General features: G+C 70.3%; 13 protein-coding genes. 7 read left to right on the top strand and 6 right to left on the bottom strand.

What is annotated here, in order from left to right; genetic code table 11:
• The 6 genes from TFC3_RS13500 to TFC3_RS13475 all read left to right on the top strand — a co-directional run.
• The coding region (locus tag TFC3_RS13500) for an ABC transporter ATP-binding protein (RefSeq protein WP_153040431.1) at window positions 1–720 on the top strand (720 nt) is incomplete at its 5' end.
• 548 nt (window positions 721–1,268) lie between these two features.
• On the top strand, window positions 1,269–2,339 hold the full coding sequence (locus TFC3_RS13495) for a hypothetical protein (RefSeq protein ID WP_067499690.1): 1,071 nt from the start codon (window positions 1,269–1,271) through the stop codon (window positions 2,337–2,339).
• Between the two features lie 3 nt (window positions 2,340–2,342).
• Entirely contained in the window at window positions 2,343–3,215 is an 873-nt protein-coding gene (locus tag TFC3_RS13490) for an ACP S-malonyltransferase (protein WP_369819619.1), read from the top strand.
• Window positions 3,212–6,802 (top strand): type I polyketide synthase, encoded by a 3,591-nt coding sequence (locus TFC3_RS13485; protein WP_067499686.1) that lies wholly within the window; start codon window positions 3,212–3,214, stop codon window positions 6,800–6,802. The genes TFC3_RS13490 and TFC3_RS13485 overlap by 4 nt, the downstream gene beginning before the upstream one ends.
• 13 nt (window positions 6,803–6,815) lie before the next feature.
• On the top strand, window positions 6,816–8,162 hold the full coding sequence (locus TFC3_RS13480) for an MATE family efflux transporter (RefSeq protein ID WP_082772032.1): 1,347 nt from the start codon (window positions 6,816–6,818) through the stop codon (window positions 8,160–8,162).
• Window positions 8,159–9,595 (top strand): condensation domain-containing protein, encoded by a 1,437-nt coding sequence (locus TFC3_RS13475; RefSeq protein ID WP_067499682.1) that lies wholly within the window; start codon window positions 8,159–8,161, stop codon window positions 9,593–9,595. The genes TFC3_RS13480 and TFC3_RS13475 overlap by 4 nt, the downstream gene beginning before the upstream one ends.
• Window positions 9,596–9,773: 178 nt before the next feature.
• Here TFC3_RS13475 and TFC3_RS13470 read toward each other — a convergent pair whose 3' ends face one another.
• From TFC3_RS13470 to TFC3_RS13455, 4 genes are all read right to left on the bottom strand, one after another.
• Entirely contained in the window at window positions 9,774–11,216 is a 1,443-nt protein-coding gene (locus TFC3_RS13470) for a family 43 glycosylhydrolase (RefSeq protein ID WP_067499680.1), read from the bottom strand.
• Window positions 11,217–11,632: 416 nt separating this feature from the next.
• A complete protein-coding gene (locus TFC3_RS13465) occupies window positions 11,633–12,670 on the bottom strand; it encodes an esterase family protein (RefSeq protein ID WP_236718108.1) in 1,038 nt (345 codons plus the stop codon).
• Window positions 12,667–13,350, bottom strand: coding sequence for a hypothetical protein (locus TFC3_RS38530; RefSeq protein ID WP_067499678.1), 684 nt, complete (start codon window positions 13,348–13,350; stop codon window positions 12,667–12,669). Before TFC3_RS38530 ends, TFC3_RS13465 begins: the two co-directional genes overlap by 4 nt.
• The gene (locus TFC3_RS13455; RefSeq protein WP_082772030.1) at window positions 13,341–15,098 is read right to left on the bottom strand and encodes a phosphatidylglycerol lysyltransferase domain-containing protein; all 1,758 of its coding nucleotides are present in this window, start codon (window positions 15,096–15,098) and stop codon (window positions 13,341–13,343) included. The genes TFC3_RS38530 and TFC3_RS13455 overlap by 10 nt, the downstream gene beginning before the upstream one ends.
• Before the next feature lie 205 nt (window positions 15,099–15,303).
• Here TFC3_RS13455 and TFC3_RS13450 point away from each other — a divergent pair, with 205 nt between their 5' ends.
• Entirely contained in the window at window positions 15,304–15,810 is a 507-nt protein-coding gene (locus tag TFC3_RS13450) for a DUF3455 domain-containing protein (RefSeq protein ID WP_067499676.1), read from the top strand.
• Between the two features lie 163 nt (window positions 15,811–15,973).
• Here the strand turns inward: TFC3_RS13450 and TFC3_RS13445 are convergent, their stop codons facing one another.
• Complete coding sequence (locus tag TFC3_RS13445; RefSeq protein ID WP_067499674.1) at window positions 15,974–18,085, bottom strand: ATP-binding protein; 2,112 nt, start codon at window positions 18,083–18,085, stop codon at window positions 15,974–15,976.
• Window positions 18,086–18,141: 56 nt separating this feature from the next.
• Window positions 18,142–20,472: a bifunctional diguanylate cyclase/phosphodiesterase gene (locus TFC3_RS13440; RefSeq protein WP_067499672.1), complete on the bottom strand. Its 2,331-nt coding sequence runs from the start codon at window positions 20,470–20,472 to the stop codon at window positions 18,142–18,144.
• Window positions 20,473–20,556 lie beyond the last annotated feature (84 nt).

Here is a 20,556-nt window from a genome sequence, read left to right as displayed (position 1 = left end):
GGGGTGCTGTCCACCCCGGCGCCCATCGCATCGACCGCTTCACCGGTCGACGTCCCCGCCGGCCCGCCCACCCTGCGGCTGGAGAAGGTCACCGCGGCTTGGGCCCCGGGCCGCCCGGTGCTGCACGACACCGATCTGGTCTTACGGGCGGGAGAGCGGGTCGCGCTGGTCGGCCCGAGCGGTTGCGGTAAGAGCACCGTGGCCGCCCTGCTGGTGCGTTTGCTCGACCCGTCGGCCGGTCGGGTCACCCTCGACGGTGTCGACCTGCGCCGCATTGCACCCGAACGGGTCCGGCAGCTCGTGGGTTACCTGGCTGAGGACGCGTACCTGTTCGACACGACCATCGCGGCCAACCTGCGGATCGCCAGCCCGCAAGCCACCGAGGAGCAGCTCCGCGGCGCGCTGGCCGGCGCGCGGCTGCTCGACTGGGTGGACACCCTGCCCGACGGCGTGCAGACGCTGATCGGTGAGCATGGCCGGTCCCTGTCCGGCGGTCAGCGGCGGCGGCTGGCCTTGGCCCGGGCGCTGCTGGCCGATTTCCCGGTGCTCATCCTCGACGAACCCACCGAACACCTCGACGACCCGACCGCGGTGTCCCTGCTCGCCGACCTGCTCGCCGTCGCCGCCGGCCGGACCGTGCTGGTGATCACCCACCGCGCCGACATCGCCGCCCGGGTGGACCGCGTGGTCGATCTGCACCGCCACCCGGCACCCGTCTGAGCCTCCTGCACCGAGGGCAGGAACCGGCCGCGGGTTCAGCGGCCGGTGCGGTGACGGGGATATCCGTTCGGGTACGACCGCACCCTCCACTATGGCCATCCGGCTGAGCCGGTGGCGTCGAACGGGCATTCCGCCGGCCGGTGAGGGCATCGATGGGGGTATGGCTAAGGTCACACGGTGGCGGGCGTGCGGGGATTTACCCCAGCAAATATCTCGGCGAATCGGCCATATCCGCTCTCCGTAATGCCGATGTCGTCGGTTTTTACCCCGTTTCGCGGCTCCCGGCGCCGCCGTCGCGCGGCTTGAATACTCTCCGATTGCAAGCCTTGACCCATCGTTACCGCCGGGATAGCTTTTCCCTGGCCACCTGACCGAGTGGTTTCTCAGCTGCATTCCACGCCGTTTTGCGCGCCTGCGGGATCGGTGCCCGGTCAAGCCAGCTCCGCGCCCTCGACAATGGTTGTCGGCAGGCGCGAAACAGCCGCATACGCCGGGCGCTGAACCATGCCCGAAATGACGAGGTGAATTCCCCTGAGCAGGCCGATATCATGACGCGTACCCTTGTTCTCTTCGACGGCCTCGGCGGGAACAACGATAAATTGCTGTCCGCGCTGGCAGCGCTTTATGCCGAGCCCGCCAATGCCGCCTATTTCCATTGTGTTTTCGCTGCCCTCGATCAGGTGCGCGAGCGCTTCGCCGCCGAGGCCACGCCGGCGCCGGTGCACCTGCTGAACCTGCGGCAATGGCTGGAGAAGCCGGGCACCGTCCCGGCGGACCCGCTCTGCAACTCGATCGCCGCCGGCATCTGCGTGGTCGTGCACCAGCTCTGCCGGCTGCAACCGGCCCGCCGCCTGGGTGCCGGCCCGGTCGTGGCCGCGCTTGGTTACAGCATCGGGCTGCAGGCGGCCCTGGTCTGCGGTCTGCGACTGCGGCGCCTCGACGCCTTCCTCGACGCCGTGACCTGGTCAATCAGATTGGTCGCGAGCAGTCTGATCCGCGCTCACCACCTCACCGCCGAGCACAGCGCCAGCCCGGCAAGCCCGATGGCGCTGCTGAGCGGGACGTCACGCCAGGACGTGCAAGAGGCGGTGGAGGCCTACAACAAGGTACGTCCCCAAGCCCTCACCGTCGGCCTGGTCAACTCGCGGTCCGTGCAGGTGGTCAGCGGCCCGGCCCCCGACCTGCTGGACTTCCACCGGGTGCACGGACCCGAGCTGATCCGTACCGGCGCCACCTGGTCCTTTCTGGCCAACACCATTCCCTTTCACAGCCCGGCGCTGGCCGAAGCGGTGCGCCAGGTCCACGCCGATCGTGCGTTCATCGGCGGGTCACCCACCGGCCCTGACCTGCAGTTACCCGTTTACGCGATGGATCGGGCCGGCAATCTGCAGGATGCCGGTGACCTGATGACCGAGTTTCTCGACCAGGTTTTCCTGCGCCGCGTCGAATGGGAAACGGCCATCTCGCACGCCATTTCCGACGCCGATATCGAACGCATTGTCGACTGCGGTCCGGGCGTGAGTGCCCGTCGTTTCTCCCGGGAATGCATGCAGCCTCTTTCCCGGCGACTGCGTTTCGAATCGGTCCAGCAGTTCGCTCATCATGCCCACGAGGAGTAACGCGTGACCGATACGAGTGCCACCGTGCGATGTCTACTTTTTCCTGGTCAGGGTGTGCAGCGCCGGGGAATGGGAGCAGAACTGTTCGACCGGTTCCCCGAGGACACCGCCGCCGCCGACGAGATTCTTGGCTTCTCCATCAAACAGTTGTGCCTGGCCGACCCCGACCGGCAGCTACGCAACACCCGCTACGCCCAGCCCGCGGTGTTCGTGGTCAACGCGCTGCTGGGCCGCGAGCAGCTCGCCGCGGATCCGCAGCGGTACCGGTTCTTCGCCGGGCACAGCCTGGGCGAGTACAACGCGCTGGTCGCCGGTGGGGTGCTCGACTTCGCCACCGCGCTGCGGGTCGTCAAGCGCCGGGCCGAGCTGATGGCCGAGGTCACCGGCGGTGGCATGTCGGCAGTGCAGGGGGTCCCGGCTGCCTTCGTGCGCCGGGCGCTGGCCGAGGCCGGGCTGACCAAGGTGTTCATCGCGAACCTCAACGCCGACACCCAGACCACCATCGCCGGGGACCGGGCCGAGGTCGCCGTCGCGGGCAAGGCCATCGCCGCGCTGCCCGGCGCCCGGGTGGTCCCGATCAACGTCAGCGGTCCCTTCCACACCGAGCTGATGCAACCCGCGGCCGACCGCCTGCGCGCTGTGCTCGACGACTGCGTCTTCCAGCCACCGCAGACACCTGTGGTTTCGAGCATCACCGGCGAGTTGTTCGACGTCGCCGACGGCGCCGGCCTGCTCGCCCGGCAACTGTCGGCGCCGGTCGAATGGGTCCGCGCCGTGACCACCCTGCGCTCGGCCGGTGTGACCGCCTTCGACGAGGTAAACGGCCACACCTTGAGTTCACTTGTCAACAAGATCGCTGAGGGAAGCCTGAAATGAACACGGATATCGCGGTCGTCGGCGTCTCGGTCGAGGTGCCCGGAGCTCGAACCCTCGAGGAGTTCTGGCAGATCATCAGCACCGGCACCAGCCTCACCCGCCCCTTCCCGCAGGAGCGGCGGCACAAGCTCGACGAGTACATCCGCTACCTGCGGGCCACCAGCGTCGACCCGGTGACCGACCCGGACATCGACTACCACAACGGCTGCTTCCTCGACATCGTCGACAGCTTCGACTACGCGCTGTTCGCCATGAACCCGCGCCAGGCCACGCTGACCGACCCGCACCACCGCATGGTCATGCGCGCCATGTTCCTGGCCCTGGAGGACGCGGGCTACTCCAGCGATCGGCTGCGGGGCAGCCGGACCGGGGTGTTCGTCGGGTTCGCGGTCAACCCCGGCTCGACGTACCTGGACTACATCTGCCGGGTGGACCCGACGGTGGGCCAGCAGGCGATCACCGGCAACATCCCGACGATGCTGGCCAACCGGCTGTCGCACTACCTCGACCTGCGGGGGCCCAGCATGACCGTGGACACCGCCTGCTCGGCCACCCTGGTGGCGGTGCACCAGGCCAAGAACGCCCTGCTGGCCGGCGACTGCGAACTCGCCGTGGTCGGCGGCGCCCGGATCGTCTTCGCCCCGGTCAAGCATCCGCACTCCACCATCGGCATCGAGTCCTCCGACGGTGTCACCCGCACCTTCGACGAGGCGGCCGACGGCACCGGCTTCGGCGAGGGCTCCGGCTCGGTGGTGCTCAAGCGCCTCGACCAGGCAGTGGCCGACGGCGACCAGATCTACGCGGTCATCAAGGGCAGCGCGGTCAACCACGACGGCAACACCGAGGGCATCACCAACCCCGACTCCGACTCCCAGGCCGATCTGCTGGACGCGGCCTGGCGCAACGCCGGGGTCGACCCGCGTTCCATCGGCTATCTCGAGGCGCACGGCACCGCCACCCGGGTCGGCGACCCCATCGAGCACGAGGGGATGCGCCGCGCGTTCGCCCGGCACACCAGCGACCGCAACTTCTGCGCCGTCGGGACGGTCAAAGCCAACGTCGGCCACCTCTTCGAGGGTTCCGGAGTCATCGGGCTGCTCAAGGCGATCGCCGTGCTGCGTCGCCGGGCGATCCCGCCGCAGGCCAACTTCGTGCACCCCAACCCGAAGCTCGACTTCGCCTCCGGCCCGCTGTACGTCTCCACCGACCTGCACCCGTGGGAGTCACCCGGCGGCCCCCGTCGCGCCGGGGTCAGCGCGTTCGGCCTGGGCGGCACCAACGCCCACGTCGTCGTCGAGGAGTACGTGCCCGCCGACGCGGCCACCCCGGACGCCGGCGGCCCGTACCTGTTCACCCTCAGCGCCGCCACCATCCGCTCGCTGAGTGCCCTGGCCGAGAGCTACATCGCGTTCATCGACAACGGGGGCCTGGCCGGGGTCAGCATCGCCGACGTCTGCCACACCGTACGGGCCTCGCGCAGCTCACACCGGCACCGCATCGCCTTGGCCGTCACGTCCGCCGCCGACCTGCGCGAGCAACTGGTCGCAACGCTGGCCGGCGGTGCCACCCCGGTGCAGGGTCCGCTGGCCGAGCAGGCGTCGGCGTACCTGCAGGGCGCTCCGGCCGGCAGCACCGGCGCGGGCCACCGCCCTCGCATCGTGCACCTGCCCGGGTACGAGTTCGACGAGAGCACGGCCTGGGTGGAGTTCCCCGCCACCTGGCGCGAGCAGTTGTCCCTGGCCACCGTGGACGAGAGCCACCCGGTGACCCACGGCGTGGAGCTGCAGCCCGCCGCTGCCCCGGAGGTGCCCGCCACCGCCGGGGCAACGAAGGTCCTCATCCTGGCCGACCCGGACACCGGCGGCGAAGCTGTCGCCGTGGCCGCGAGTGGCGCGGACGCTCAGGTGCTGCGCCTCGGCGAACCGGTCGTTGCCGGGGGCACCGCGTTCGACGCCAGCGATCCCGCCTCGTTCGAGGCAATCGCGCGGATCGTCGGCGACGAGGACGTCACGCACATCGTGCACGCCCTGGCGTTCGAGGCCGGCCCGGCCGTTTCGATCGACGAGATCGAGCGCCGGACCTCGAAGAACCTGCACAGCCTGTTCCTGCTGTGCAAGGCGCTGATGGCGGCCGGTGTCAAGGTGGACCTGACCGTGCTGACCCACCGCGCCGTCTGCGCCATCGACGGCGAGGAGGCTGTCGTCGCCGAGAACGCCGCCCTGGCCGGCTTTGGCAAGGTGATCAGCCGCGAGTACCCGTACATCCGGACCACGCACGTCGATGTGGACACCGAAGTACCCTCCGGCGCCTTGCGCGCCGAGATCCTGTCCCACGAGTACGGCCTGTTCGTGCTGCGCGGCACCGAACGCCGCCGCGAGGTCTTCGTCGAGGTCGAGCAGCCCGCCGGCGAGGATCCCGCGGCCTACCTGCGGCCCGGCGGCACCTACCTGATCACCGGCGGCACCGGCGCGCTCGGGCTGGCCGTGGCCACCTCGTTCGCCCAGCGCCAGAGCGGCATCACGCTGGCCCTGCTCAGCCGCTCCGGCATGCCCCCGCGCGAGCAGTGGGACACCCTGCTCAGCAAGTCCGCCACCTCCGCGGCGGCCGGTCGCATCCAAGCGGTGCAGGAGCTGGAACGCCTCGGCGCCACCGTGCTGGTCACCCCGGCCGACGCCGGTGACCCGGGCGCGCTGGCCGCGGCCGTGGTGGAGATCCAGCGCAAGTGCGGGCGCATCGACGGCATCGTGCACGCCGCCGGCCTGCCCGGCGGAAGCACCATCATGTTCCGCGACCTGGCCGACTTCGACGCGGTGATCCGGGCCAAGCTGCACGCGGCGTTCAAGCTCGACGAGCTCACCCGCGACGACCGCCCCGACTTCGTCGTGCACTTCTCCTCGGTGGCCTCGGTGTTCCCCGCGCCCGGGCAGGCCGACTACGCCGCCGCGAACTACTACCTCGACAACCTCGCCCGCACCCGGGCCGGGGATGCCTGCCATGTGATCGCCCTCGACTGGGTTGCGTGGAAGGAAATCGGGATGGCGGTCGACTACGGCACCAACGGCGACACCATGTTCAAGGCGCTGCCGACCACGCTGGCGCTGGATGTTCTCGACGCCGGGCTGCGCTCGCGCCGGCCCCGGCTGTTCGCCGGTGAACTGCACTACCGCGGCGAGCTGATCCACCTGCTGCGCTCCTACGACGTGGCCCTGTCGGCCGACATCGAGGCCAAGGTGGAACGGGAGATGCGGGCGCTGGAGGAGCGGCTGCTGCAGGCCTCGAAGAAAATCAAGGAAAACGTTGCCGCCGTACGAGTGGAGCTCGAAGGCCGCCCCGACGGTGACTACACCGCCCTGGAAACCTCGGTTGCCCAGTGCCTCGCGCTGGCCTTCGGCTACGACTGCCTGCAACTGGAAGCTGACTTCTTCGACCTGGGCGGCGACTCCATCATGGCGGCGTCGGTGGCCAGCACCATCGCGGTCTGCCACGGGGTGCCGTACGACGTGGCCGACCTGCTCGCCGACCGCACGATCGCCGAGATCGCCTACCACATCGAGGACCTGACCGACCTCGCGGCGAACGCCGCGTAGGCGAGGAGCGGGCATGTCAGACATGACCACCGGACCGGTGCTGCGTCACATACTCCGGTTCTCGCTGCCCCTGACCGCGGCGAACCTGCTGCAACAGGGCTACCTGCTGGTCGACAGCATCGCCGTGGGCCGCTATGTCGGCATCACCGGACTGGCCGCGGTGGGCGCCTGTGCGCCGCTGTTCTACCTGCTCAACGCGATGTTCATCGGGCTCGGCACCGCGTTCACCATCCGGCTGGCCCACCTGCAGGGCGCCCGGCAAGGCGGGGAACGGCGCGGTGTCGTGCTGGCCCTCGCCCTGCTCACCGCGGGGTGGGCGGCCGGCTGCATCATCCTGGCCACCGTGCTGGCCGGGCCGGTGCTGGGCCTGATGGGCATCCACGGCCAACTGGCCGAGGACTGCCGCTTGTTCTTCGGCGTGCTGTCGATCGGCTTCCCCGGCATGTTCGGCGGCGCTGCCGTCAGCGCGTACTTCCGCGGGCTGGGCGACTCGCGGGCGGCGATGTGGGTGCAGGGCCTGAGCAGCGTGGCCAACATCGTGCTGGTGTGGGCGTTCCTGGCGCTGTTCGGCTTCGGGATCGCCGGGGCGGCCATGGCCACCGTGGTCGCCAGCACCCTGGGCCTGCTCGGCGGGCTGGCCTACGCCCGCCGGCGGCACCCCGTCCCGCCGGGCGCCGCGACCCCGGCCGTGCGGCGGGAGCTCATCGATGCCGTACGGCTCGGCTTCCCCCTGGCCAGCCAGCACATCATCCTGGCCCTGGGCATCCTGGTGCTGGTCTGGATCATCCAGTTCTACGGCGAGACGGTGATGGCCACGTTCACCATCGTGTCGCGCATCGAGTCGTTCGCCAGCCTGCTGTTCCTCGACTTCTCGGGGGCGGTCACCGCGTTCGTGGCGCAGAACCTCGGCACCGGCGACGAACCCCGGGCGCGGCTCGGGCTGCTGCGAACCCTGGGCCTGACCGCGGGGCTGGCGGTGCTGACGAGCGCGGTGGTGCTGCTTGCTCGTACCCCCATCGCCGCCTTGTTCACCACCGACCCGGCCACCCACCGGCTGACCGAGCACTACCTGCTCATCATCTTCCCGTTCTTCGTGCTGTACACCGTGATGGTCGTGCTGCACGGCTATCTCAACGGCGCGCGGCGCACCGTGGCCCCACTCGTCTGCACCATCATCGCCTTCGTGGCGGTGCAGATCCCGTTCGCCTGGTTGCTCAACGGCCCGTTCGGCATCGACGCGGTGATGTGGGCCGTGGTGGCCAGTTGGACGGCCGGGTTGACGTACTCCATCTTCTGCCTGCGGCACGTGCTGTTCGCGCGTCCCGTGTCCGCCCTCACCCGGACGGGAACCCTGTTGTGATCACCCAACGTACCGCGCAGATCGAGTTCTACGGTGGACGCTCGCGCACCGCAGCCTTGGCCTGGGGCCAGCAAGGCACTTGGGACCTGTTCCAGGACTGGCTGCCGGAGGTCAAGCCGTTCTTTGTGCTGACCCGCTGGCTGCCCGTCCCGTTGCTGATGAGCCTCGAAGAGGTTTTCGAACAGATCGGGGAGATCCTCAACCGCCATGAAGCTTTGTGTACGTTGTACCGCGCGCCGGCCCGCGGCCAGGCCAGCCAGGAGGTGCTCGCTTCGGGCACGCTGAGCGTCGAGGTCATCGACCGCGCCGCCGACGACCCGGTCAGCTTCACCGACATCGTGACCGGCTGCCTGCAGCGCTTCAGCTCGCGGGCCTTCGAGCACGGCGAGGAGTTACCGGTACGGTTTGCCGTTGCCACCCAGGACAACATCCCGATCCTTGTGGTGTTCGCCGTCTCGCACCTGTCGGCCGACTACACCAGCGCGGAGATCCTGGTCGCCGAACTGAGTGCGCTGCTGCAGGCACGGGTCAAACGCCAGGATCCGCCGCCGCCCCGCCCGGCGCTGCAACCGGTGGACCTGGCCACCTTCGAGGGATCCCCGGCCGGTCAGCTGCTCACCGTCGACGCCATGCACCACATGCGCGCCCAGCTCGCCCGCATGTCGCAGGGCATGCTCCCGGCCCGGCGCGCCCCGGAATCACCCCGGTTCTTCCGCGGCGAACTCGAATCCGACGCCATCCCGGTCGCCCTGCGCGCGGCCGCCCGCCGGTATCGGACCACTACCTCGGTGCTGCTGCTGGCGATCACCACCAGCCTGTTGCGCCCGTTCCTGCCCGGCCCGTTCTATCCCCTCGACGTCATGCACAGCAACCGTACGACCCCGGATCTGTTCTTCACGGTGACCAGCCTCAACCAGGCCGTCCTGTGCGCGGTCGACCTGACGGCCACCTCGTTCAAGGACCTGCTGGCCCAGAGCGACAGCGTGATGACCAGGGCCCGCCAGCATGCCCGCTACGACCAGCGCGCCGCGGCCCGGGTGTTCCGCGGCGCCGCCGACGCCCGCGGGGCGGCCTTCGATCCCGGCGGCCAGTTCAACGACATGTGGTCCACGCTGCCCCGGCCCGCCGGCCCGGTCGCCACCACCCCGCAAGCGCTGGCCCAGTTGGCGCGGAGCACGACGTTCAGCTGGCCCCAGAAGACCGAGGCGGAGGGGGTGGCGCTGTTCCTGGACACGCGGGGCACCGCGCAACGGATCGAGCTGTCGCTGATGGCGGACACCGCGGTGCTGGCCCCGGCCGAGATCCGGGCCATCCTGGAAACCTTCGAGCAGGTGGCGATCGCGCTGGCCGGCGGGGACGTCACCCTGGACGCGGTGGCCGGGCTGCTGGACGAGCATCTGTCGGCTCAGAGACCAACGGCGTCAACGCCGTAGGTCGCCTGGGCCGTGGCCCGGGTGGCGGTCGCGGTGGGGACCACACGGCCGTGACGGGGGATGAGGCCGTGAAGGTGACGGCCCCGGGCCCCGGCCGTCGGCTGGCCGGTCCGGGGAGTAAGCAAACGCCAGGGCGACCGGGGTGGCCGGTCGCCCTGGCGCTGGACCCGGACCTGGGTCAGGCGACGTCGATCGCGTCGATTTCGGCGAAGTTCGCGCCCTTGCCGTACGAGATGGTGTTGGTGCCGGCCTTGAGGGTCACGCTGCGCTCGGTGACCTGCCAGTTGTCCCAGCCGGTGTTGGGGTAGTCAACGGTTCCGGCGGCGGCGTTGTTGACGAACAGCGAGTGGCTGGCCGCACCGGCGTCGGATCCGTTGGCGTAGCGGGTGAACAGGCGGTAGTCGCCGGCCCGGGGGACGTAGACGCTGAAGGTGACCCGGCTGTCGGCGAAGTCGATGCCACCGACCACGACGCCGTTGCTGGCGCCGTTGGCGGCGTAGCGGGCGTTGGCCCGGGTGAAGTTCGCGTCCTCGGCCTCGTAGCGGATCTTCGCGCCCTCCACGATGGGCCGGCCGTCCTGCCAGTCCAGGCGCGCGGAGTACACGGCCCGGTAGGTGTAGGTCGGGTCCCAGCCGTGGAAGATGATCCGGTCCTTGCCGTCCGGGCCGGTCACGATGTCCTGCCCGCCGGGTCCGCGCACGGCGCCGGCGAAGGCGTCGGTGGTCATCAGCGGGGCTGCCGCCTTGGTGTACGGGCCCTTCAGATCGGTCGAGGTGGCGTAGCTGCTGATGTAGCTGTTGTTGCCGAAGAAGTTGCCCGAGTAGAACAGCACGTACGTCTTGCCGTGCTTCCACAGCGTCGGCGCCTCGACCAGGGTGCCCTCGAACGGCTTGTTCTGCTTGATCAGCTGGGTCTCGCTGCCGGTACGGCGCAGCCCGTTGTCGCTGACCTTCTGCAGGTGCAGCCAGGTGTCCTGACCGCAGCAGTTGCCGTCGTTCTTCCACAGCACGTAGCGCTTGTTGCCCTCGGTGTACGAGGACGCGTCGATCACCCCGCCGGTCTCCGGGGTGCAGATCAGGCTGGTGCTCTGCGGCACGAACGGGCCGCCGGGCGAGGTAGCCGTGGCCGCTCCGATGCACTGCTTGCCCGACGCGCGGTCGTGCGCGGTGTACCACATGACGAAGCTCTTCGAGCCGGTGGCGAACACCTCGGGGGCCCAGACGCCGTGGTCACCGGAGCCGCCGGACGGGAACGACCAGTCGGAGTCGGCCCAGGCGCCCAGCGTGGGCAGCGCGTCGCTGGCCTGCACGGTCCAGGTGACCAGGTCGGTGGAGGTGGCCCACTTGATGTGCCGGCCGTCGCTGTTCGTGGCGTAGGCGTAATAGGTCTTACCGACCTTCATGACATCGGGGTCGGCGAAGTTCTGATCGATGACCGGGCCGGCCGGCGCGGCAGCCAGTGCGGCAGCCGGGGCAGCGGCCGGGGCGGCGGTGGACGGCTGGGCCGGGACGGCGACCGACGGCATGGCTGAGGCGCCGAGCAGGCCGGCGGCCAGGGAGAGCGAAGCGGTGAGGGCGGTGGCCAGGCGCAGGGAGCCGCGCCGGGCACTTGATGTGATCATTTGTTCTCCACTGAGGTCGGTGGTGTTACATCATGGCCGTTTACCTCTCATTAATGTCAAGAGATGTTCGAAAATCGGCGGTTAACCGTCACGCTTGTACGGGTTATGGGCTGTCCGGGTCTTTCGAACGGTGATGCCGGAATGGCATTCCGCCGAATTGATGGGCATTCATAATTGCCGGCCGGCCGGTCGATTCCGGCATCCCACGCACCCGGCGGTTCTTCGGTGTACGAGGAAGAGCCACCACTGCCGGGATCGCCCGCAGCGTCGGGCAGGCGGCCAGGGCTCCGCGTATCTCGCCGCCACCATCGCCGGCGTCGCCCAGGCAGCCGAGCACGTCCCCTCCGGCGCCGACGAACCCCGCCAGACCGCTGCCGAGCACGGTGCCGGCCTGCCGCCTCTGAGCGCAGCCAAACCTAGGCGGTGCGGGGCCGGGCCAGGTGGGCGGAGAGCCAGTCGAAGGCCGGGGCTTCCATGCGCCGCCAAAGGGCGTGGCTGTGCCCGCCGCGGGCCAGCTCGGCCGTCGTCAGCGCGATCGGGGGCCGGGCCAGGCGGGCGACGAGGCTGGAGCCGGTGCGCGATTGACTGTCGTCGGCGGCCCAGGAGACGTACAGGGCAATCCTGGGTGGGGGCAGGTTCTGCAGGCGCCAGCCGATGTTGTTGGTGGTGTTCTCGCTCTTGTCCCCGATGGTGATGCCCGGCTTGGCATCGCCGGACAGCGACGCGGCGGCGGCATAGCGCTCGGGGTGGCGCAGGGCGAGGTTCATGGCGCAGTAGCCGCCGGCGGAGTAGCCGATCAGCCCCCAGCTCTCGCGGTCGGTGCGCACCCGCAGATGCTCGGCGGCGTAGGCGGCGACGTCGGCGGTGACGAACGTTTCGCTCTGCGGGCCGCCGGTCAGGTTGGTGCATTCGGTGTCCAGCAACCGCCGCGGCGTCTGGTACGGGAACAGCACCACGGTCGGGGCCATGCGCTGGGCGGCTATCTCCTCGTCAAGCACGCGGACCACGTTGAGGCGGCGGATCCAGGTGCTGGGGGAGCCGGGGTAGCCGTGCAACGCCTCGATGACCGGGAACCGCTGATCTGCCCCGGCCGGGGTGTCGTAGGTGGCCGGCAGGTAGACGCCCATCGTCAGGCTGAGGCCGCTGGCCTCGCCGGGGACGGTGACGGTGAGCAGACGCCCGCCGCCGGGGCGCGGACGGCTGGCCGGGGGCAGGCTGGAGGTCAGCGAGGCGGCCTGGGCGGACCCACCGAACAGAGCCGACCAGGATTCGTACGTCGCGGTGAGCCGGTTGGCCTGCAGCGCGCTGGTGGCGGCCAGGGGCAGGATCGCGAGCACGGCCAGAAGGATGCGACCGGCCACAGCACGGCGGTCCCAGAAGAACGCCAGGGCCACGGTGGCGAGCAGCGTAATCACCACCCCGGCCACGATGGTGGCGGTGCCGTCGATGGTCACGGGACCACCGGCTTGGCCAGAGGGGCGGGGAGCCGGTCGGCCGCCTCGGTGAGCGCGGCTTCCCATCGCCCCCCGGTGACGACGACCGGGGCAGAGGCGAAGGACGAGCCCGCGCTGAGCTGCTTGGCCAGCCGCTGGTGCCGGTCGTCGGTGAGCAGCACCCAGCCGTGCTCGGTGACCCGGGCCCGGCGCTGCAGCCCGGTGATCACGGGGGCCAGAGCGCTCGCGCGGGTGCCGGCGGGCGGGCTGACGGCGACAACGACCGCGTCGGGCACCGGCGGGAGGTGCTCCGGCCCGCCGAGCACGACAATCACGGGGAACCGGACGGGTGAGCGGGTGGCGTAGCCGGCGGGGGCGCTCACCTGGACCGGTGCGCCGGCCCACGCCAGGCTGGTGGGCGCGGGGTCGGCCGGGCCCGCGGCGGCCGGTGGTGGTGGGGGCGGCGCGGCTGCCGACCCCTCGGCGACCAGATCCGACCAGGACGGGTAGAACGTCTGGGCGCGGTTGTAGGCCAGGGCGACGGCGGCGACGGCGAGGATCTGCACGCAGAGAACTCCGGTCGTACGGGTGAGCAACCGGCGCCGGCGCCCGCCGCGCGACCAGAACCGGATCGTCAGAGCCAGGGCCGCGAGGGCGCCGGAGCCCGCCAGAGCGATCAGCGGAAGACCGGTCAGGCGCACGGACCACGCTCGGGGGTACGGCGAGCACGCCCGGAGGGCAGGAACGCCTCGGCGCTGAGCGCGGCGACGGTGACCCGCGACAGGTCCCGGGCCGACGGGAAGCACAGGAACCGCGGCTGCCAGCACGGCTGATACTTGGCGTTGGCCCGGTACAGCGACTCGATCTGCCACAGCCCCGACACGGCTCGCAGGGCCCGCGCCCACAACCGGATGACCGGTCCGGCGCCGAGTTGCTCGGCCCGGGCGAACACCGAGCGCAGCACCGCGAAGTTCAGCGACACCTGCTTGACCCCCAGCTCGGGTGCGGCCTCCACCGCGCTGACGATCATCAGCTCGGTGATGCCGTTGTCGGCCCCCCGATCGGCGCGCATCAGGTCCAGCGACAGGCCGTTGCCGCCCCACGGCACGAACTGCAGCAGCCCGCGCAGGCGGCCCTCGCCGTCGTGGCACAGCACCAGCAGGCAGTCGCCGTCGGCCGGGTCACCGAAGCGCGACAACGCCATCGAGAAGCCACGCTCCACACTGCCCTGCCGGAACGCCACGGCACACTGCCGGGCCCGCTCCAGGGTCTCGTCGTCCAGGTCGCGGGGCCGGACCACCTGGCAGGTGTAGCCGGCCCGGCGGGCCCGGCCAACCGCCTGACGTACGGTCCGCATCGACCGGCCCTCCAAAGTGAACGCGGCGGTGTCGATGATGGCCTCGTCGCCGAGCTCGATGGCGTCCAGACCGAAGCGCTGGTACGCCGTGCCGCCGGCGGTGTTGCAGCCCAGCACCGCCGGGGTCCAGCCGTGTTCGCGGCAGTCGGCCAGCCACGCCGAGATCGCGTCGGGCCACGCCGAGGCGATGCCCAGCGGGTTACCCGAGGCCAGGCTCACGCCGTTGATCACGCGGTACGACACGGCTGCCCGGCGCGAGGGAGCCCAGATGATCGACTTGTCCGAGCGCAGGGCGAAGTAGCCGAGGGAGTCGCCTTCGCCGTGCTGGGTGAGCAGTGTTCGTACCTGCGGCTCGTCCTCGGCCTGAAAACCAGCGTGCCGGGTCCCCGGACGCAGCAGGAGCACGGCCCCGGCGACAAAGCCCAGTAAACCGAAGGTGCCGGTGGTCAGCTCGACAGCGGTGCCGGTGACGGGGTGTTCGAACTCCAGCGGACCGGTGATGCCGATCATGCCCAGCGCCACGTGCTGGGCCCAGGCGAGCGGCCCGGCGTCGCCGATCAGCTGCCGGGAGCGCAGCGCGACCTCCACAAAGCCCAGAACGAACCCGGCGGCCAGGAATCCCGCGCACACCCACAGCGCCCGCCACCGGTTGCGCACGTCACCGCGGGCATGGAAGCGGTCCCGCTCGACGATCAGGACACCCAGCAGGGCGGCGGCCACCACGGCCGGGGCGGGCGTGGCCTTGACGATGTGCAGCACCACGCTCAGGGCACACAGGCCGGTCGCGAGCTGCCAGGCCCGGCGCTTGCCGCGGCGCAGCCCGGCGCCCAGATACACCAGCAGCAACCCGACCACGGCGGTTGCGGTGCGCGCGGTCAGCATCCCGGCGGTGGGCATCATGTGCGCCAGCGTCGCCATCCGGTTGTGCCAGGACGGCAGCACCGCGGCGACCGCGTCAAACGCGCCCACCACCTGCACGCAGCGCGCCACCACCACCCGCGCCGGCGGCGGCTGCCACGGCGCACGCTCCCGCGAAGACGTCTTCCCGCCGCCCTGCGGAACCCGCTGACGCTGCTCAACCGCCGTAGCCACGCTGTCTCCCACCGATCAGGTCACATTCATCCTCTGTAGCCGGCTCATCGTCCATCGCCGCGTCAAGCCGGCGCATCGGCCGTGCGTTGATTCCGCAAGCCCCCCGGCTACGACTTTCGGCGGAGCCGGCGATCGCGCGGACATCGTTCGCTGCCCATTTGCACCTGCGCCGATCGAAACCGGCTCGTGCCGCGTACTGCCGGGCATGCCTTCGTTGAAGAGGAAAGTCGCCATTGCCGCCGCCGCCGTGGTTGCGGTCGCCGGCTCCGCGGTCACCTACCAGGCGTCCGCCGCCGAGAGCTCGCCGCTGCAGCCGCCGGCCGGGCTTAAGATCATCGGTCAGTTCGTGGTCGGTGACGGAACGCAGACCTATACGTGTACGGGTGGCAGGTTCACCGGCTCGTCGGTGCCCGAGGCCCGGCTGTACGACGGCGCCAACCGCAAGATCCACCACTTCGGCGGGCCCACCTGGCAATCGGAGGCCGACGGCTCGCTGGTCACCGCGTCACCGGTGGCGAACTCCCCGGTGCCCGGTGCCATCCCGGAGCTGCTGCTGGAGGTCAAGACCCACTCCGGCCAGGGCCTGCTGGACACGGTGACGCACATCCAGCGCCTGAACACCTACGGCGGCGTCGCCCCGGCGACCGGCTGCACGGACGGGGAGAAGGCCAGCGTGCCGTACAAGGCCAACTATGTGTTCTGGGGTAACTGAGCGTTGATGTGAGGTGGGCGGCTCCGGCCGCCCCTTCCGTTGTCCTCCGGTTCGCACCGGAGCCTGAGCGAGCGGCACCACCTGTCCGGCCTCGCCGGGCACCCGGCGCCGCGGCGGATCGAGCGCGACGACCCGCACCGGCCCCGTCAGGCTCCGGACGCGATCAGGCGGCGGTGGTTTGCAGGGCTCGCGGCTGAGCCGGGGCGGGCAACGGCAGCGTGAAAGTGAAGCGGGAGCCGCCTGCCGGGTCGTCGGTGGCGGTGATGGTGCCGCCGTGGCGTTGCACGATGCGTTTGCAGATGCCCAGGCCCAGACCGGTGCCGGGGTGGCCGGCGGTGCGGTGCGCGCGGTGGAAATTGTCGAAGATGGCGTCGTGCTGACCGGCCGGGATGCCGATGCCGTTGTCGGCGATGCTGACCTGGCGCATGCCGCTGAGTTCACAGGCGTCCACCACCAGGTGCGGCGTTACGCCCGCTGCGGTGTACTTGATGGCGTTGCCGATCAGGTTGTCCAGTAGTTGCCGGGTCAGCGTGGGGTCGGCGGCCACGCTGCCCAGGTGCCCGATCGCGAACACCGGGGCCGCCTGCCCGGCCGCCAGGGCGCTGTCGGTGCGGATCGCGGCGATGTCAGCGACGAGTTTGTCGAGGTCGATGCTGGTGGTGGCCAGGGCGGCGTCGCGGGCGGTGGTGTAGGCGAGCAGGTCGGTGATGAGACCGCGCATCCGCGCGGCGGCCCGGCTCACCCGGACCAGGCTGCCCAGGGCCGCGGTGGTGGCGGGATGCCCGGGTGCCTCGGTGAGTGCCTCGGTGGCGGTGCCGGCCCACCCCTCGACCGCGGTGAGCGGGTTGAGCAGGTCATGGGCAACCACCCCGGCGAAACCGGCGAGCTCGTCGCGGTGGCGGCGCTCGGCGGTGACGTCGTGCATCAGCAGCACGGCGCTGGGCCGGCCGTGGTAATCGAGCCGGGCGGCGCTGACGCTGACGATGCGCCCCTCGGGCACGTCGGGGTTGCGGATGAGCACGTCGTGGTTCTCGACATTGTCGCCGGCGATGACCCGGGCGTAGGCTGTGGCTTCGATGCGGATGGGGCTGCCGTCAAGGTTGTACAAGCCGTAGTAGCCGTTGGTGGTGATGCGGTTGCCGGGGCTGGTCCGCCCGCCCAGCAGCCGGCTCATGGCCGGGTTGCGCAGCACGACGTCACCGTCGGCGGTGATGACGGACAACCCGTCGCCCATCGAGTCGATGATGGTGTTCATCAGCTGGGCCTGCCGTGCGGCGTACTCCTTCTCCCGGGCCAGGGCCGCCTTGTCGGCGTCAAGCTCGCGGAGCAGGGCTTGGCGTTCGTCTCGGCCCAGCGCCAGGGCAAGCCCAACGACCGCGACCATGGCGACGAACAACTGCACCACCATCGCGCGCAGCGGCAAAGAGCCGATGTGGGCGAACGGGCCGTTGTCATGCAGGGTGAACAGCACCGCGATGACGCCGACGGCCATGTCGTGCAGCACCACGAACGGCGTTGACAGGCGTGTCGCGCCCCACACGGTCAGCCCGATCAGGGTGAAGCTGATCGGCAGGTCACTGGTGAGTCCGAAGCTGACGATATACGCGGCGGCCGAGCACGCGGCCATCGCGGCGTACTCGAGAATGCGCAGGCGGGGCGTGCGCCGCAGGGCAGCTACGACAGCGCGCGGCCATCCGGCGAGGCTGCCGTTGTGCCGGGTGAGGTAGGCGGCCAGCGCGTGGCCGAAGCACAGGCCGACGGCGCCGATGAGCAGCATGCTGGCGGTGTTGCGGGCCATCCAGACGGCGGTCGCCGACCACGAGTAGTGCCCGGTGAACAGCCACACCCCGCTCGGGCCGATCGCGGCGCCGGCCACGGTGGCGCAGAACGCGGCGCTGAGCAGCGCCCACAGGTCGCGCGGGCTGCGCAGGCTCTCGCTGCCACCGGCGCCCCACAGATGCGGTCGCCAACGGTTCATCAGGTAGCCGAACAGCCCGGCCTGGATCAGGTTGGCGATCACGAACATGCCGGCCAGCGCGGCGCTGGCGCCGGTGAGCATGTTGATCACCATGGTGACCGCCGCCAGCGCGAGGGCATCGGCCCAGCGCACAGGGGAGTGACGCTGGGCGCAGAACCAGACCACCGCGATGCCGGCGGCGGGCCAGACGATGCTGAGGCTGGTGCCGTCCATGATCGTGAGGCGACCGGCGAACGTCGCAACGGCGTAGAGCAGGGCAAACACAGCTGTACGTGTCAGCGCGGCACGTACGCTCATCGGCTCCTGCCTTCCCTGGGCTGTTCGATCCGCGGCCGGTGCCGCTTCACTTGCCTCTATCGGCTGGTCGGGCCGGAAAGTGAGCGGGTGCTGGTCCGCATCGCCGCGTCCAGGTCTCCCGCGCTCATCGGCCGGGCGAAGTGGTATCCCTGGGCGTAGTCGTAGCCGGCCGCGTGCAACCGGGTGGCCTGGTCGCCGGTCTCGACGCCCTCCGCGACGGCCTGCATGCGCAGACCCGTGGTGAACCCGATGATGTTCTCGACGATGACGGCGCCGGTGCCCTCCGAGGCCGACCCGCTGACGAAGGACTTGTCCACCTTCAGCACGTCGACCGGGCATTCGAGCAGCAGGCTCAGCGACGAGTGGCCGGTGCCGAAGTCGTCCAGCGCGATCTGCAGACCCAGCTCCCGCAACGCGGTGAGCACCGGCGCGGCGGTCTCTGCGCTCAGCACGGCGGTCTCGGTCACCTCGATGAGCAGGCATCGCCGGTCGGCGCCGCTGCGCTCGATGATACCGGCAACGGTCTGCACAAAACCGGGTTCGGCGAGTTGCCGTGCCGAGACGTTGACGCTGACCCGGCCCGGCGCGGCGGGGCCGTGCTCGTGCTGCCAGGCAGCGGCCTGCCGGCAGGCCTGCTCGAGGACCCAGTAACCGAGTTCGACGATGAAGCCGTTGTCCTCGGCCAGGGGAATGAATACATCCGGCGGTACGAGACCATGCTCCGGGTGGTGCCAGCGCAGCAGCGCCTCGACCCCCGAGAGCTCGCCGCCCGGCAACCGGACGATCGGCTGGTAGAGGAGTTGGAACTCTTTCTGCTGGAGCCCTTTGCGCAGGTCAGCGCCCAAGCGAGCAGTCTCCTCGGCGATCGTGTCCATGATCGGGTCGAACCACGCCCGCCGGTCGCCGCCGGCCGCCTTGGCCGTGTACATGGCGACGTCCGCGCGGCGCAGCAGCTCCTGCGGAGGCTCGCCGTCCACGCCCTTGGTGATGCCGATGCTGACCCGCGGTGTCATCTCGACGCTGTCCAGCTCGACCGGCTCGTGCAGCGCGCTCAGCAAAGCGTCCAGCAGGCTGTCGAGCTCGGCGGGGTCGATGGCGCCCACCACGACGACAAATTCGTCGCCGCCGAGGCGGGCCACGCTGCCCCGCGTACCGGCGGTACGGTCGAGGCGCGCTGCGATCGTCCGGATGAGCTGGTCTCCCATGCCGTGGCCCAGCCGGTCGTTGACCATCTTGAAGTCGTCGAGGTCGAGCACCATGACGTGCAGGGCGGCGTCGCGCTGCAGCAGCTCCCCGGCGCGGTGCTCGAACAGCGCGCGGTTGCCGATGCCGGTCAGCCGGTCGTGGGTGGCATCGTGCTTCAGCTGGTCCTGGTAGTGCTGCAGCTGGCCGAGGTTCGCATCGACGGTGTCCAGCAATCGCTGGTTGTCACGCAGCACCACGATCTGCCGCGCCACCACCAAGGCGGTGAGCACCACCGAGGTCACCTCCATGATCGTCGTCTCGTGCGGGTCCCCGGTGCCGGTCAGCAGCAGCAGCGCGTCGGCCGAGGCCACCGCGACGTACGGCACAAGGTTGATGCGCTTCGAGCGTCGCCGGCGTGCTGCGGTGACCGGTTCGGCGCGCAACTGACGTCCGGCAGCCAACTGGACGCTGAAGGCAGCGGTGGACACCGCCACGAAACTTGACGACAGGTATGGACGGTCAATGAGAAAGGGGGACATGCCGCCGAAAATGGCGCTGATGGCGGTGCCCGTGGCCAGCACATGCAGGGCGCGGCGGTCCAGCAGTCCGGCACCAGCGAAGGCCACCTTGGCGAAGGTGACCATCGAGACGAACGCGACCACACAGATGGACAGCATCGCCGCCGCCGAGCCGGTCTGCTCCCGCCACACCTGGTGCTCGCGCAGCGAGAAGTGCCACACGAACGCGACAGCGGTCACCAGCATCACGCAGGCGTCCAGCCCGAAGCGGATCCAGTCGGCGCGGCTGCGATGCCAGGCCGGCAGCCGCAGCAACGCCCAGATCGCCATCGCCAGGACAGTCAGATACAGCACCAGGGTCACCGGGCTGAGGCGCTGCGAAGGCTCGGGCCCGCTGACCGCATCCCAGGCATTGGCCACGATGGCAATCGCCAGCACCAGGCAGGCTACGCCCAGGTGGTGCCAGAAGCGCTTGGTGCCGGCATCGAAACGGGCGTCCTGAGCAGCCCGGCGGCACGTGCGGGCCGCCAGCACCGCCATAACGGGTAGCGGCAGCCAGCCGATCACCGGATGAGCGTGGACATGGACCAGACCGGCGCCGAGCCAGAGGAAGCTGACGCCCAGCAGCACTCCGCCGATCATCCTGAAGGCGCGCTCTTGCGCCACGTGCCAGTTCTGCGGCATTACCGGGTCCAATGCTCACGAGTGGGACCATGCTGATCGGCTCGCTTGAGCTGAACTTGAGGCAAGCTGCGGGCATTGGTGAGC

It is taken from the genome of Actinoplanes sp. TFC3, from assembly GCF_001553785.1.
Taxonomy (GTDB): domain Bacteria; phylum Actinomycetota; class Actinomycetes; order Mycobacteriales; family Micromonosporaceae; genus Actinoplanes.
Note: the sequence above shows the minus strand (reverse complement) of the source record. Positions and strands in the feature narration are given on the sequence as shown.

Coding starts and splice junctions, on each gene's coding strand:
- TFC3_RS13495 (WP_067499690.1), top strand. CDS start 1,269: ATGACGCGTACCCTTGTTCTCTTCGACGGCCTCGGCGGGAACAACGAT.
- TFC3_RS13485 (WP_067499686.1), top strand. CDS start 3,212: ATGAACACGGATATCGCGGTCGTCGGCGTCTCGGTCGAGGTGCCCGGA.
- TFC3_RS13480 (WP_082772032.1), top strand. CDS start 6,816: ATGTCAGACATGACCACCGGACCGGTGCTGCGTCACATACTCCGGTTC.
- TFC3_RS13470 (WP_067499680.1), bottom strand. CDS start 11,216: ATGATCACATCAAGTGCCCGGCGCGGCTCCCTGCGCCTGGCCACCGCC.
- TFC3_RS13450 (WP_067499676.1), top strand. CDS start 15,304: ATGCCTTCGTTGAAGAGGAAAGTCGCCATTGCCGCCGCCGCCGTGGTT.
- TFC3_RS13445 (WP_067499674.1), bottom strand. CDS start 18,085: ATGAGCGTACGTGCCGCGCTGACACGTACAGCTGTGTTTGCCCTGCTC.
- TFC3_RS13440 (WP_067499672.1), bottom strand. CDS start 20,472: ATGCCGCAGAACTGGCACGTGGCGCAAGAGCGCGCCTTCAGGATGATC.